The organism is Morganella morganii, from assembly GCF_019242955.1.
Classification (GTDB): Bacteria; Pseudomonadota; Gammaproteobacteria; order Enterobacterales; family Enterobacteriaceae; genus Morganella; species Morganella sibonii.
The window spans coordinates 621955-635357 of record NZ_CP066129.1 but is presented as its reverse complement, the minus strand read 5'-3'; the positions used below and the strand labels follow the sequence as shown (position 1 = coordinate 635357).

Below are 13403 nucleotides of genomic sequence, written 5' to 3'. Positions count from 1 at the left end.
AAACAGTGATAAACAGTATGTTTTGCTGATAATAAAATGTAATCAGTAATAGCCAATATGATAACTATGATATAGTCTTCCCGGAGCGATGAGGCTATTTGAATAACCATCCGCGGATGATACCGCGAGCGAAAGTATGGTGAGGGAATATGTCTGCAGAAAATGAATATCAACCAATTAATTGTGATGACTATGACAACCTCGAACTGGCCTGCCAGCATCATATGGTACTGGAAGTGACCTTACAGGGGGGCGATGTTCTGACAGGAAAAGCGACCGATTTGGTGCTCCGGAAGAAAGTGGAATACCTTGTTGTCACGATTGACAACGAATTACGGGAGCTTCGTCTGGACGCCATTGTCAGCTTCAGTCATCCCGACCTGGGAACAGTGGTTATTGATCACTCACCGTCCTGAATAACTCTGCAACCCCGTCCGCGGGGTTGTTTTTTTCCTGCATAATCATCAGTTCTGCCTCATCCGTTTCCCCCTCTTTCGTCACAAAGACCCCGACCGCCGCAATCAGCGTATCGTTATACCAGAGCAGCGGTGTACGTTCGCGCAGCCAGGGGGCAACACCGGATTCCTGCCACAGCTTTTTGGCGGAACGCCCGCGATCACGCCCGCTGATATGATAATGCCCCTGCAAACCGAACCGGACAGTCACCTGCTCATCCGGGCGCGGCGGGCGCACCACAGATACCACATCCTGCGGATTGAGCGTTTCCGTCACCCGCAAAATTCCGGCATCATCCGGCAATGACAAAGCAGAATGAAGATCCCACGGCAGGCAATATGCTGATAACCCGGCAGTTTTCTCTGTCACATACAGTTTGTTCCGGTAGCGGCGGATAGTGACCGGTTTCAGACAGTAACCCGGTTCGGCATCCGCTTTTGCCAGTGCCACTTCCTGCCAGAGCAGTGTCAGCTGGTGTTGTGACGGCATCTGCACACCACAGTGTTTCAGCCAGCGGCGCAGTACCGCGTTGCGTTTTGCCGTTCCGGCACTGAGCAGCGGGATAAAAGACAGGCCATTATCAGAACCGGTTAACTGCGTGAGTTCCGGTTGCAGAAGTTCATCCAGCAGGGCTTCCTGTTCGCCGCAAAGCGCAGCACTGCGGGATACCACCTGCGCAAAATGCGGCCAGCGGGCATTCAGTTGCGGTAATACCTCATGACGCAGGAAATTGCGGTCATAGCGGATATCCTGATTGCTGTCATCTTCCACCCGGGAAAGGTGATGATACGCCGCATACTGCTCGAGCTGAGCACGGCTGAAGGTGAGTAACGGGCGGATCAGCAGATTACGGCCAAATGGCATCTGTTCCGGCATGGCGGACAGACCGGCAGGGCCGCTGCCGCGTTTTAAGGCGAGAAAAAAGGTTTCGCTCTGATCGTCCAGATGCTGGGCTGTCACCAGCACCTCATCCGGGGCGATCACATCACGGAATGCCTGATAACGGGCATCTCTGGCGGCGGCTTCAATCCCTTTTTTACGGGGATCCACCTGTACGCGGCACACCTGAAACGGAACAGACAGTGTCCCGCAGAATGTCCGGCAGTGCTCCGCCCAGCCATCCGCCAGCGGGTTTAATCCGTGATGAATGTGGACTGCCCGCAACCGCAGCGCAGGACGTTCAGCAGCCTGCCACTGCCGCAGAGCATGCAGCAGGACAACAGAATCAAGCCCGCCGCTCAGCCCCGCCAGTATTGCCTGCTGGGAGGCAAACACCCGGCGGAACACGGCAGACAGTGACTCACAAAAGGCAGTATCCACAACCGGTTATCAGCAGTAGCCGTAGCTCATCAGGCGCTCATAGCGGCGATTCACCAGCGACTCGCTGTCCAGTTTATCCAGCTCTGCCAGATCAGACAGGATCTGCGCTTTCAGGGATGCGGCAACCGCTTCATAATCACGGTGCGCGCCGCCCAGCGGCTCAGGGATCACATTGTCGATCAGTTTCAGTTCTTTCAGACGCGGAGCGGTGATCCCCATTGCTTCTGCCGCGATTGGCGCTTTATCCGCGCTTTTCCACAGAATAGAGGCACAGCCTTCCGGTGAAATCACAGAATATGTGCTGTATTGCAGCATATTCACTTTGTCACCGACAGCAATTGCCAGCGCGCCGCCGGAACCGCCTTCCCCGACCACAGTACAGACAGCCGGTACTTTCAGACGGGACATTTCACGCAGGTTGCGGGCGATCGCTTCAGACTGACCGCGCTCTTCCGCACCCACGCCCGGATAGGCTCCCGGGGTGTCGATAAAGGTGATCACCGGCAGATTAAAGCGTTCGGCCAGTTCCATCAGGCGCAGCGCCTTGCGGTAACCTTCCGGTGCCGGCATGCCGAAGTTACGACGGATTTTCTCTTTGGTTTCACGGCCTTTCTGATGGCCGATAATCATCACCGGACGACCGTCGAGACGGGCAATCCCGCCGACAATCGCTTTGTCATCCGCATATGCGCGGTCGCCTGCCAGTTCCTGAAAATCGGTAAAGATCAGTTTGACGTAATCCAGGGTATACGGGCGACGCGGATGGCGTGCCAGCTGAGCTATCTGCCATGCACCCAGGTCAGCGAAAATCTTACGTGTCAGTTCCAGACTCTTCGCCCGTAAGCGTTCAACTTCTTCGTCAAGATTGATATCGAGTGATTCATCCTGGCGGCTGACCGCGGTCAGCGAATCAATTTTCGCCTCTAACTCGGCAATCGGCTGTTCAAAATCCAGAAAATTAAGACTCATAATGTTCCTATTTTAGTCAAATTCTAATTCTACCTGCTCATTACCCAGCAGAGTCCGCAGATCTGTCAGAAGGGTATCGGTCGGAGTAACCCGCCAGGTGGCACCGAAACGCATCCGCGCTCTGGCATCGTCCTTCTGGTAATAAAGGTGAACCGGTATTGTCCCGGAGCGGTGCGGTTCAAGTGCACCGCGCAACCGGTGCAGCAGTTGTTCGTCAATTTGCCTGTCCGTAAGCGAGATAGCAAGCCCGCGTGCATATTTTTCGCGTGCTTCGCTGATATCCAGCAGTTCCCTGACCACCATTTTAAGCCCGCCGCTGAAATCATCAAAGCTGACCTGCCCGGAGGCAATCAGAATGCGATCCTGTTCAAGCAGGTGCTGATAACGTTCCAGTGCATCGGAAAATAGCATAATTTCCAGCCGGCCGGAACGATCATCGAGGGTACAGACACCAATCCGGTTTCCCCGTTTGGTGGTAATCACCTTAGAAGCCAGCACCAGACCAACCACCGTGGTCATCTGACCGCGGGGCGTCGGGTTAACATCTTTCAGGCGCAAGCCATGAGTATAGCGCTCAATTTCTTTCAGATAACGGTTTATCGGGTGTCCGGTAAGATACAACCCGAGCGTTTCCCGCTCTCCTTCGAGGATAATTTCTTCCTGCCATTTCGGAATATTGGCATAGGAACGTTCCACCTGTTCCGGCGCCTCCGCCAGTACCCCGAACATATCCGCCTGACCGGTGGCTTCCGCTTTGGCGTGCTGATCCGCTGCTTTCAGCGCATCCTCCAGCGAGGACATCAGCGCAGCACGATGCGGACCCAACCGGTCAAACGCGCCGGACATAATGAGTTTTTCCATTACGCGGCGGTTCAGTTTTTTGATATCAGTGCGGGCACACAAATCAAAGATATCCTTGAAATGTCCGTCTTTACGGGCTTCCAGAATCGCTTCAATCGGCCCTTCACCGACACCTTTAATCGCGCCGATACCATAGACTATCTCACCTTCATCATTGACATGGAAGTGATACAGCCCGCTGTTGATATCCGGCGGCAATACTTTCAGCCCCATCCGCCAGCATTCGTCCACCAGCCCGACAACTTTTTCCGTATTATCCATATCCGCTGTCATTACAGCGGCCATAAATTCAGCCGGATAGTGCGCCTTAAGCCACAGTGTCTGATAGGAAACCAGCGCGTAAGCGGCGGAGTGAGATTTGTTAAACCCGTAACCGGCGAATTTTTCCACCAGGTCAAAGATCTTCATGGACAGTTCGGCATCCACGCCGTTTTTCACTGCGCCCTCTTCAAATACCGAGCGCTGTTTTGCCATCTCTTCCGGCTTTTTCTTACCCATCGCACGACGCAGCATATCCGCGCCGCCCAGCGTATAGCCCGCCAGCACCTGGGCAATCTGCATCACCTGTTCCTGATACAGAATAATACCGTACGTCGGTTCCAGTACCGGTTGCAGTGACTCATGCTGCCATTCCACATCCGGGTAAGAGATAGCCTCGCGTCCGTGTTTACGGTCGATAAAGTTATCCACCATGCCCGATTGCAGCGGGCCGGGACGGAACAGTGCCACCAGGGCTATCATATCTTCAAAGCTGTCCGGACGCAGACGTTTGATCAGATCTTTCATGCCGCGGGATTCAAGCTGGAAAACCGCAGTGGTTTCCGAGCGTTGCAGCATATCAAAGCTTTTCTGGTCATCGAGCGGGATAGCCGCGATATCAACCGGCGGCTTACCTTTTTTCTCGTTGCGCGGGTTAATCATCCCCAGCGCCCAGTCGATAATCGTCAGCGTACGCAGGCCGAGGAAGTCGAATTTCACCAGACCGGCATATTCCACGTCGTTTTTATCAAACTGAGTGACCGGGTTATTCCCCTCCGGGTCGCAGTAAAGCGGCGCGAAATCCGTAATTTTTGTTGGTGCTATCACCACGCCACCGGCGTGTTTACCGGCGTTACGCGTTACCCCTTCCAGGATACGCGCCATGTCGATCAGCGCCCTGACTTCTTCATCAGCTTCATACACTTCGCCGAGCTGCGGCTCTGCCGCAAAGGCTTTTTCCAGTGTCATGCCCGGATCAGGCGGCACCAGTTTAGAGATCCTGTCGACAAACCCGTACGGATGCCCCAGTACACGACCGACATCGCGGATCACCGCTTTTGCGGCCATGGTACCGAAAGTAATGATCTGAGAAACCGCATCACGACCGTACATTTCTGCCACGTGATCAATCACGCGGTCACGTTTTTCCATACAGAAGTCGACGTCGAAGTCAGGCATGGAAACACGTTCCGGGTTCAGGAACCGTTCGAACAGGAGGTCGAACTCCAGCGGGTCCAGATCGGTGATTTTCAGGGAGTACGCCACCAGTGAACCGGCACCGGAACCACGTCCCGGACCTACCGGCACATTGTTATCCTTCGACCACTGGATAAACTCCATCACGATCAGGAAGTAGCCGGGGAAGCCCATCTGGTTGATCACTTTCAGTTCAATATCCAGACGCTCGTCATATTCCGGACGGCGCTGTGCACGCACTTCCGGGTCAGGGAACAGGAACGCCAGGCGCTCTTCCAGTCCCTCTTTCGAACGTTTGACCAGATAATCTTCCGTGCTCATATCTCCGGTCGGGAATTGCGGCAGGAAATACTCGCCGAGACGGATAGTGACGTTACAACGCTTAGCAATTTCGACGCTGTTCTGCAGTGCTTCCGGGATATCGGCGAATAACTCGCACATCTCGTCCTCACTGCGCAGATATTGCTGAGGGCTGTAGAGTTTCGGGCGTTTCGGGTCCGCTAATGTATAACCATCGTGAATAGCAACGCGGATTTCATGGGCGTCAAAATCTTCACTGCTGATAAAGCGGACATCATTGGTCGCCACCACCGGCAGGGATTTCTCTGTCGCCAGCTGTACAGCAGCATGCAGATAGCTTTCCTCATCCTGGCGGCCGGTCCGGATAAGCTCCAGATAGAAGCTGTCCGGGAAATGGGTCTGCCAGAATTCCAGCGCCTGATCCACCAGCACGCTGTTACCGCGCAGCAGAAATTTACCGACATCCCCTTTACGTCCGCCGGAGAGAATAATCAACCCGTCTTTGTGATTAACCAGCCAGTCGCGCTGAATGGTCGGCCCCTGCGCACCGTAGCCATTCTGGTAGGCTTCTGAGATAAGCAGGGTCAGGTTCTGATAACCGGTGTTATTGCGTGCCAGAATCGTGAGCGAAGCCAGTTCGTCACCCAGCAGTTCGCTTTCCATCAGGAAATCCGCGCCGACAATCGGTTTCACCCCGGCGCCGTGCGCACTGCCGTAAAATTTCACCAGCCCGCACAGGTTGGTAAAATCCGTAATCGCCATCGCCGGCATATTCATCGACGCCACTTTTTTGACCAGCGGCCCGGTTTTCGCCAGCCCGTCGATCATGGAATAGTCGCTGTGAATATTAAGATGAATAAAACGCGGTTCCGCCATTACGCCATCCTCACTGACTGATACCGGCCAGCGCACGGCGGACCGGGCCGAAACTGGTTCGGTGATGCTCTGTCACGCCATACTGCGCCAGCATCTCAAGATGCAGCGCCGTCGGGTAACCTTTGTGTTTTGCAAATCCGTACTGCGGAAATAGTTTATCCAGCTCCGCCATTTCACGATCCCGCGTGACTTTTGCCAGTATCGATGCCGCACTGATTTCCGGTACCAGTCCGTCACCTTTGATCACCGCCTGAGCGGGAACACCGAAATCCGGCGCTTTATTACCATCCACCAGCACAAATCCCGGACACACCGGTAATCCGGCCACCGCCCGCTGCATGGCCAGGAATGTGGCCTGCAGGATATTGATCTGATCAATTTCAGCGGCTTCCGCACGGCCGATACTCCAGTACAGTGCTTTTTCCTGAATTTCAGCAAACAGCCGCTCACGTTTCTTTTCGGTGAGTTTTTTGGAGTCCGCCAGACCTACAACCGGGTTTTGCGGATCAAGGATAACGGCGGCGGTCACCACCGCGCCGACCAGCGGCCCGCGGCCGACTTCATCGACACCGGCAATCAGTGCCGCGTCAGGATAAACAAAATCCATTAATTACTCGCTATATCTGATACGGCTTGTGCGGCCTGATTATCCGCATCAAGACGGATTTTCTGATGTAATTCCAGGAAGGTTTCTCTGAGTTTATCCACTGCCTCTCCGCCCTGCAACAGCGGCAGCAGTGCATTTGCCAGCAGATCGCTGCGGCACTCATCCTGTAAAAGTTCCGGTACAATTTCGCGTCCGGCCAGCAGGTTAGGCAGCGACACATACGGGGTTTTGACCAGCCGTTTTGCCAGCCAGAACGTAAACGGCTTCATACGGTAGCCCACCACCATCGGGCATTTTGCCAGCATGCACTCCAGTGCCGCCGTACCTGATGCCAGCAGTGCGGCATCCGAGGCAATCATCGCGTCACGGGCACGGCCGTCAAGCAGATGCACATCCAGTTCCGGTGCAATTTCCTGTTTGATAGCTTCAAATTCGGCACGGCGTTTCGCATTCACCAGCGGTACCACAATCTGTAAATCCGGCAGTGATTGCCGCAGCAGTTGCGCGGTTTTCAGGAAATCACCGCTGAGCATCGAGACTTCCGCATGGCGGCTGCCCGGCAGCATTGCCAGACACGGCGCGGACTGTTCCAGCCCCAGAGCATCACGCGCTGCGGCTTTATCCGGCTGTAACGGCAGTGCATCTGCCATGGTATGCCCGATAAAACGGCACGGCACATTGTATTTATCGTAAAACGCTTTTTCGAACGGCAGGAAAGCCAGCACCAGATTAGTCGCTTTGGCAATCTTAAAGACCCGGTTTTGCCGCCACGCCCAGACAGACGGGCTGACATAGTGGATCGTTTTGATCCCGGAAGATTTTAACCGCCCTTCCAGGGTGATATTAAAATCCGGTGCATCAATGCCGACAAAGACATCCGGTTTGAGTTCACGGAAACGCCGGGTGAGATCACGGCGGATGGAGAGCAGGCGCGGCAGGCGGCCAAGCACCTCCACAATGCCCATCACCGCCAGTTCTTCCATTTCATACCAGGTTTCACAGCCTTCCGCCTGCATCAGCGGACCGGCAACCCCCATGAAACGAACATCCGGATATTTTTCTTTCAGTGCACGCATTAACCCTGCACCGAGAATGTCACCGGAGGTTTCTCCGGCGACAATACCTATCGTGAGCGGACGAGGTGATACCGACATGGCAGCCCCCGCAATTACGGACGGATGATCCCGCGTTCAGCGGTATCCAGGAAGTCAGCGAACGCTTTTACGTGGACGTTTTCTTTCGCCAGTTCAGCTAACTGTACTTTGGCTTCTGCCAGCGTCAGATTACTGCGGTACAGAACCTTATACGCATTCTGTAACGCACTGATATCATCTTTATCAAAACCACGGCGTTTAAGGCCGATAGCATTGAGTCCGAAAGCGGTCACATGGTTACCCTGCGCGATTAAGAACGGCGGGATATCCTGTGCCACACCGGAACAGCCGCCGACCATTACGTGGGCACCGATACGGCAGAACTGATGAACAGCCGATAAACCACCCAGGATAACATAGTCATCCAGAGTGACATGACCCGCCAGGGTTCCGTTGTTGGCAATGATACAGTGGTTGCCGATCACACAGTCGTGAGCAACATGCGCATTGATCATCAGCAGGTTGTCGTTACCGATACGGGTAACGCCGGTGTCCTGCGCGGTGCCGCGATGAATAGTCACACTTTCGCGGATACGGTTACGATCACCGATTTCGACGCGGGTCGGTTCACCATTGTATTTCAGATCCTGGTTTATCTCACCAATGGAGGCAAACTGGAAAATCTGGTTATCGCGACCAATTTTGGTATGACCATTAATCACAACATGGGACTTAATTTCAGTCCCTTCACCGATCTCAACATCCGCACCAATACAGCAGAAAGGACCGATGGTGACATTGGCACCAATAACGGCACCGTCTTCGATAATGGAAGACGGGTGAATCCGGGCGGTTTTATCGATCATTTATTACCCCTCACGGCGGCGTGCACACATCATGGTAGCTTCGCAGGCAACTTCTCCGTCAACTTTCGCAACACCCGTGAAACGGGCAACGCCGCGGCGTTCCTTATGGAAAGTCACTTCGAGGATCATCTGGTCTCCCGGCAGTACCGGGCGTTTAAAGCGACAGTCATCAATGGCGGCAAAATAATACAGTTCACCCGGCTCTAATTTACCCAGGCTTTTGAACGCCAGAATGCCGGTGGCCTGAGCCATCGCTTCCAGAATAAGAACGCCCGGAAAAATCGGTTTGCCCGGGAAGTGCCCCTGGAAAAACGGCTCATTAAACGATACGTTTTTCACGGCACGTAAAAATTTACCTTCTTCAAAATCCAGCACGCGATCCACTAATAAAAACGGATACCGGTGCGGAAGAAGCTCTAAAATTTCATCAATTTTGAGAGTATGGTTGTCACTCATCAGAATACTCTTCCTGTCTCTTTGTCATATGTCTTATTAATAACACGGCCTGCTATACCCGTCACGCGGTTAGCAGGCCGCAAAAATACCGCAAAATGCGCTGTTATTTATCGTCGTTATCCAGCTGCCGTTCGACCGCCTTGAGGCGTTTATTCATTTCGCTGATATTCATCACCAGCGCGGCAGTTTTACGCCATGTTTTGTTTGGCTGTAACGGAATACCGGAGGAGTATACACCCGGTTCGGTGATAGGCCGCATTACCATGCCCATGCCTGTCACAACGACGCGATCGCAGATTTCCATATGACCATTAATGACGCTTGCTCCGCCAATCATACAGTTGCGGCCGATTTTCAGGCTCCCGGCCATAATCACGCCACCGGCTACTGCGGTGTTGTCGCCGATTATGACGTTATGGGCAATCTGGCACTGGTTATCAATGATAACACCATTGCCGATCACCGTGTTTTCTAATGCACCACGGTCGATAGTGGTACAGGAGCCGATTTCAACCCGGTCGCCGATAATGACGGAACCCAGCTGAGGGATTTTTACCCACTGACCGCGATCGTTGGCATATCCGAATCCGTCCGCACCGATAACGGTGTTGGAGTGAACCAGGCAGCCTTCACCCATCACAATCCCGTGGTATACAGTGACATTTGCCCAGATACGGGTTTTGGCACCGATTTTGGTATTCTTGCCGACAAACGAACCTGCGCCGATGATGACATCGTCACCCAGGACAACGCCGGACTCAATCACAGCATTCGCACCGACTGACACATTCGCCCCGAGTGAGGCTGACGGATCAATCACCGCAGACGGATGAATACTGTCAGCCGGAGCCGGTGTGGTATCCATAATCTGCGCCATGTGCGCATACGCCAGGTACGGATCTTTGACCACAAGGGCCGCAACCTGACAAAACGGTAAATCGTCTTCACGCAATACCACAGCACCCGCCTGACAACCGGCCAGTTTTTCCCGGTAACGGGCATCAGACAGAAAGGTAATTTGCCCGCTGTTTGCTGAATGCATAGGCGCGATACCGGTGATGACGAGACCGCCATCACCGTGTAACGTTGCATTCAACTGCTGAGCGAGATCAGCTAATCGAATGGAAGACATTAATTATTTAACCTGTTTCAGAACATCAGCAGTGATATCAATGCCGGAAACGGAATATGCAACCGCGTTAGCATCGATCACAACATCATATCCGCCTTTTGAAGCAACAGATTTCACTGCATCTTCAACACGTTTCATGACTTTGTTACGCTCTTCCATCTGACGGCGCTGGAAGTCCTGATCAAATGACTGGGCTTTTTTCGCGAAGTCAGCACGTTTGGTATCGAATTCACCGGCCAGTTTCTGACGCTCGCTGTCTTTCATGGACGCGCCGTCTTTCTGGAGTTTCTGAGCACGGGTCTGCAGATCTTTTTCTAAGCTCTGCAGTTCAGTACCACGGCTTTTGAATTCGTTTTCCAGTTGTTTTGCTGCCGCTTCACGGCCCGGCATTTTCTGGACAACTTCACCGATATTGACAACCGCGATCTTGTCAGCAGCCTGAGCAGCACCGGCAGACATCGCTAATACCATACCTACGCTGGCAGCAGTTAATAACTTTTTCACAATAAAACCCCTTAAACACCATTTACTGGTTGGATATTAAACCCAATGGTAAAGATTCCCTTTGCACACTGAGCGTACTGGTTATTACGTATGGTAACCCTGTACCGCAATTACCAGGTCTTACCGATATTAAACTGGAACTGTTCTGTCCGGTCACCCTGGTAGTCTTTGATTGGCTTCGCATACGAGAAGACCAATGGTCCGAGCGGAGAAATCCACTGGAACGCGACACCGGCGGAGACACGGATGTTCCCTGCTTTACTGTAATCAGGAATACCATACTTCTGCATGAGCTCAGTATTGTCCCAGTTGGTATCCCACACTGTACCGGCATCCATAAAGAGTGATGTGCGGACAGAATTCGTGTATTTTTCGTCGATAAACGGTGTCGGTGTGATCAGTTCCATACTGGCCACCGCCATTGCGTTACCCCCGATAGCATCACGGGACGGGCTGTCATTGCGTAACTTATCGGATGCTCCGTCATAATAGACCGCTTTCGGACCGATAGTATTGGAACGGAAACCGCGGACAGTACCGGAACCACCTGCATAGAAGTTCTCATAGAACGGCAGTTCTTTGCCGCCGAGACCATCACCGAAGCCTAAACGACCGCGGCCCATCACAACCCAGCTGCCGTTTTCGTCAATCGGGTAGTAACCGGTGGTATCTGCGATCAGTTTATAGTATTCGTTATCAGAGCCCGGAATCGTGACTTTCGCACTCACGGTGGATTTCACACCGGAGGTCGGGAAGTAGCCGCGGTCAAGGTTGTTATAAACCCAGGCGGTTGTAAACGTGAAGTCATCGGCACGGAATTCTGCACGATCTTTATAGTTCGGATCTTCACCCATTGAGTGCAGATAACGCCACATATTAACCTGCGGTTCCATACGTGACAGGGTGTTATGCACATAACCCAGACCTAAACGGAAAGAGTTATTTTCGTTGATCGGGAAGCCGAGCGTACCATCCACACCATAGGTTTTGTTGGTGTAACCGGACAAGTCCGCATCATCAGCACGGAAGTCGTTATAGAAGATACGACCACCGAGACTCACACCATCTACGGTGAAGAACGGGTCAGTCAGTGACAGTTCCGCGTAAGTGGAGTAATCGTTTTTACTGGCGTTAGCACCGACCTGATAACCGGTACCTAACCAGTTATCCTGGGTGACACCCACCTGGAAGCTGACGCCGCTTTCAGTACCAAAGCCCACACCAAAGTTCAGGGAACCGGTGTTACGCTCTTTGACTTTATAGACAACGTCGACCTGATCCGGCACACCCGGCACACGCTGGGTTTCCACCTCAACGGTTTCAAAGTAACCGGTACGGTTCAGACGCTCTTTACCGGCCTCGACCAGATCGTTACCTAACCATGCCCCTTCCATCTGACGCATTTCACGGCGCAGAACGGAGTCTTTACTCACGTCGTTACCGGCGAAACGGATCTGGCGGACATAGAAACGGTTACCGGCATCCACATTTACATGCAGAACCACGGTTTTGTCGGCTTCATTAATTTCCGGCTGGGTCATGACGCGCGGATATGCATAGCCATAGCGGCCGAGCATATTTTTGACATCATTCTCCATTTTGGTGACCTGCGCACCGTTATAGAGTGAACCCGGCTCAATCGCAGTCAGCTCAGTAATTTCAGCGGAGTGACCTGCGGTTTCACCCGCAACCTGAACACCGGCAATCTGATACTGATCGCCTTCGGTCACGTTGATGGTGATATAGATACCTTTTTTATCCGGCGTCAGGCTGACCTGAGTCGAATCGATATTGAATTTCGCGTAACCGCGATCCAGATAGAAGCTGCGCAGGGTTTCGAGATCACCGGCCAGTTTCTGTTTCTGGTATTTCTGGTCAGCCGCCAGGTTCCACCACGGCACATCATCGCGCAGCTGGAAACGGTTAACCAGTTCAGCGGTGGTAAACTGTGTGTTACCAACGATATTGATCTGCTGAATAGTTGCGGAAACCCCTTCCGCAAAGACGAATTTCACGTCAATACGGTTGCGCGGCAGTGGTGTGACAACAGCTTTTACTGTTGCGTTGTATTTACCGACGCTGTGATAGAAGTCTTCCAGTCCCTTTTCAATGTTTGACAGCATCGTCCGGTCAAGGGCTTCCCCGACGCGGATACGGGATGCTTCCAGGTTCTGTTTGAGCATGTCGTCCTTCACGGATTTGTTACCCGAGAAGGTGATATTTGCAATGGTCGGACGTTCCTTCACCTGAACCAGCAGTACATTACCATCACGCAGGACGCGGACATCCTCAAAGTTACCGGTCGCGAACAGTGCGCGAATGGTACGTCCGATATCCTCATCGCTTGCCGTGTCACCGACACGGACAGGCATGTTCAGTAATGCAGCACCAACGGCGACGCGCTGAAGACCTTCAAACTGAATGTCCTGAACCACGAATCCGTCTGAACCGTATGCAGTGAAGCTGCCAAGCAGCAGCGACGCTATGAGCAACTTTTTCATCGCCAT

Annotated in this window: 11 protein-coding genes; 1 reads left to right on the top strand and 10 read right to left on the bottom strand. The window is 53.0% G+C overall.

Going from position 1 to position 13403, the window contains the following annotated elements:
* Positions 1 to 149: 149 nt before the first annotated feature.
* The gene (gene rof, locus JC793_RS02805) at positions 150 to 416 is read left to right on the top strand and encodes a Rho-binding antiterminator (RefSeq protein ID WP_046892795.1); all 267 of its coding nucleotides are present in this window, start codon (positions 150 to 152) and stop codon (positions 414 to 416) included.
* Here rof and tilS read toward each other — a convergent pair.
* From tilS to bamA, 10 genes are all read right to left on the bottom strand, one after another.
* The gene (tilS, locus tag JC793_RS02800; protein WP_218427430.1) at positions 394 to 1776 is read right to left on the bottom strand and encodes a tRNA lysidine(34) synthetase TilS; all 1383 of its coding nucleotides are present in this window, start codon (positions 1774 to 1776) and stop codon (positions 394 to 396) included. The genes rof and tilS overlap by 23 nt on opposite strands.
* Before the next feature lie 9 nt (positions 1777 to 1785).
* A complete protein-coding gene (gene accA, locus JC793_RS02795) occupies positions 1786 to 2745 on the bottom strand; it encodes an acetyl-CoA carboxylase carboxyl transferase subunit alpha (RefSeq protein WP_166707006.1) in 960 nt (319 codons plus the stop codon).
* 12 nt (positions 2746 to 2757) lie between these two features.
* Positions 2758 to 6237: a DNA polymerase III subunit alpha gene (gene dnaE, locus JC793_RS02790; RefSeq protein WP_166707005.1), complete on the bottom strand. Its 3480-nt coding sequence runs from the start codon at positions 6235 to 6237 to the stop codon at positions 2758 to 2760.
* A gap of 10 nt (positions 6238 to 6247) precedes the next feature.
* Positions 6248 to 6844 carry a ribonuclease HII gene (rnhB, locus tag JC793_RS02785; RefSeq protein WP_218427428.1) on the bottom strand — a complete coding sequence of 199 codons (597 nt, stop codon included), beginning with the start codon at positions 6842 to 6844 and terminating at the stop codon, positions 6248 to 6250.
* Positions 6844 to 7998 (bottom strand): lipid-A-disaccharide synthase, encoded by a 1155-nt coding sequence (gene lpxB, locus JC793_RS02780; protein WP_218427427.1) that lies wholly within the window; start codon positions 7996 to 7998, stop codon positions 6844 to 6846. The genes rnhB and lpxB overlap by 1 nt, the downstream gene beginning before the upstream one ends.
* A 14-nt stretch (positions 7999 to 8012) precedes the next feature.
* A complete protein-coding gene (lpxA, locus tag JC793_RS02775; RefSeq protein WP_046892790.1) occupies positions 8013 to 8804 on the bottom strand; it encodes an acyl-ACP--UDP-N-acetylglucosamine O-acyltransferase in 792 nt (263 codons plus the stop codon).
* Between the two features lie 3 nt (positions 8805 to 8807).
* The gene (gene fabZ / locus JC793_RS02770; RefSeq protein ID WP_004237234.1) at positions 8808 to 9260 is read right to left on the bottom strand and encodes a 3-hydroxyacyl-ACP dehydratase FabZ; all 453 of its coding nucleotides are present in this window, start codon (positions 9258 to 9260) and stop codon (positions 8808 to 8810) included.
* A 103-nt stretch (positions 9261 to 9363) separates the two neighbouring features.
* Complete coding sequence (lpxD, locus tag JC793_RS02765; protein WP_218427425.1) at positions 9364 to 10392, bottom strand: UDP-3-O-(3-hydroxymyristoyl)glucosamine N-acyltransferase; 1029 nt, start codon at positions 10390 to 10392, stop codon at positions 9364 to 9366.
* Between the two features lie 3 nt (positions 10393 to 10395).
* A complete protein-coding gene (locus JC793_RS02760) occupies positions 10396 to 10896 on the bottom strand; it encodes an OmpH family outer membrane protein (protein ID WP_107680631.1) in 501 nt (166 codons plus the stop codon).
* Between the two features lie 110 nt (positions 10897 to 11006).
* On the bottom strand, positions 11007 to 13403 hold the full coding sequence (gene bamA / locus JC793_RS02755) for an outer membrane protein assembly factor BamA (protein WP_052926356.1): 2397 nt from the start codon (positions 13401 to 13403) through the stop codon (positions 11007 to 11009).

Bases quoted from the DNA above. Each gene is read 5' to 3' on its own strand.
- fabZ (WP_004237234.1), bottom strand. From the start codon at position 9,260: ATGAGTGACAACCATACTCTCAAAATTGATGAAATTTTAGAGCTTCTT.
- lpxD (WP_218427425.1), bottom strand. From the start codon at position 10,392: ATGTCTTCCATTCGATTAGCTGATCTCGCTCAGCAGTTGAATGCAACG.
- rnhB (WP_218427428.1), bottom strand. From the start codon at position 6,844: ATGGATTTTGTTTATCCTGACGCGGCACTGATTGCCGGTGTCGATGAA.
- lpxA (WP_046892790.1), bottom strand. From the start codon at position 8,804: ATGATCGATAAAACCGCCCGGATTCACCCGTCTTCCATTATCGAAGAC.
- accA (WP_166707006.1), bottom strand. From the start codon at position 2,745: ATGAGTCTTAATTTTCTGGATTTTGAACAGCCGATTGCCGAGTTAGAG.
- rof (WP_046892795.1), top strand. From the start codon at position 150: ATGTCTGCAGAAAATGAATATCAACCAATTAATTGTGATGACTATGAC.
- dnaE (WP_166707005.1), bottom strand. From the start codon at position 6,237: ATGGCGGAACCGCGTTTTATTCATCTTAATATTCACAGCGACTATTCC.
- bamA (WP_052926356.1), bottom strand. From the start codon at position 13,403: ATGGCGATGAAAAAGTTGCTCATAGCGTCGCTGCTGCTTGGCAGCTTC.
- lpxB (WP_218427427.1), bottom strand. From the start codon at position 7,998: ATGTCGGTATCACCTCGTCCGCTCACGATAGGTATTGTCGCCGGAGAA.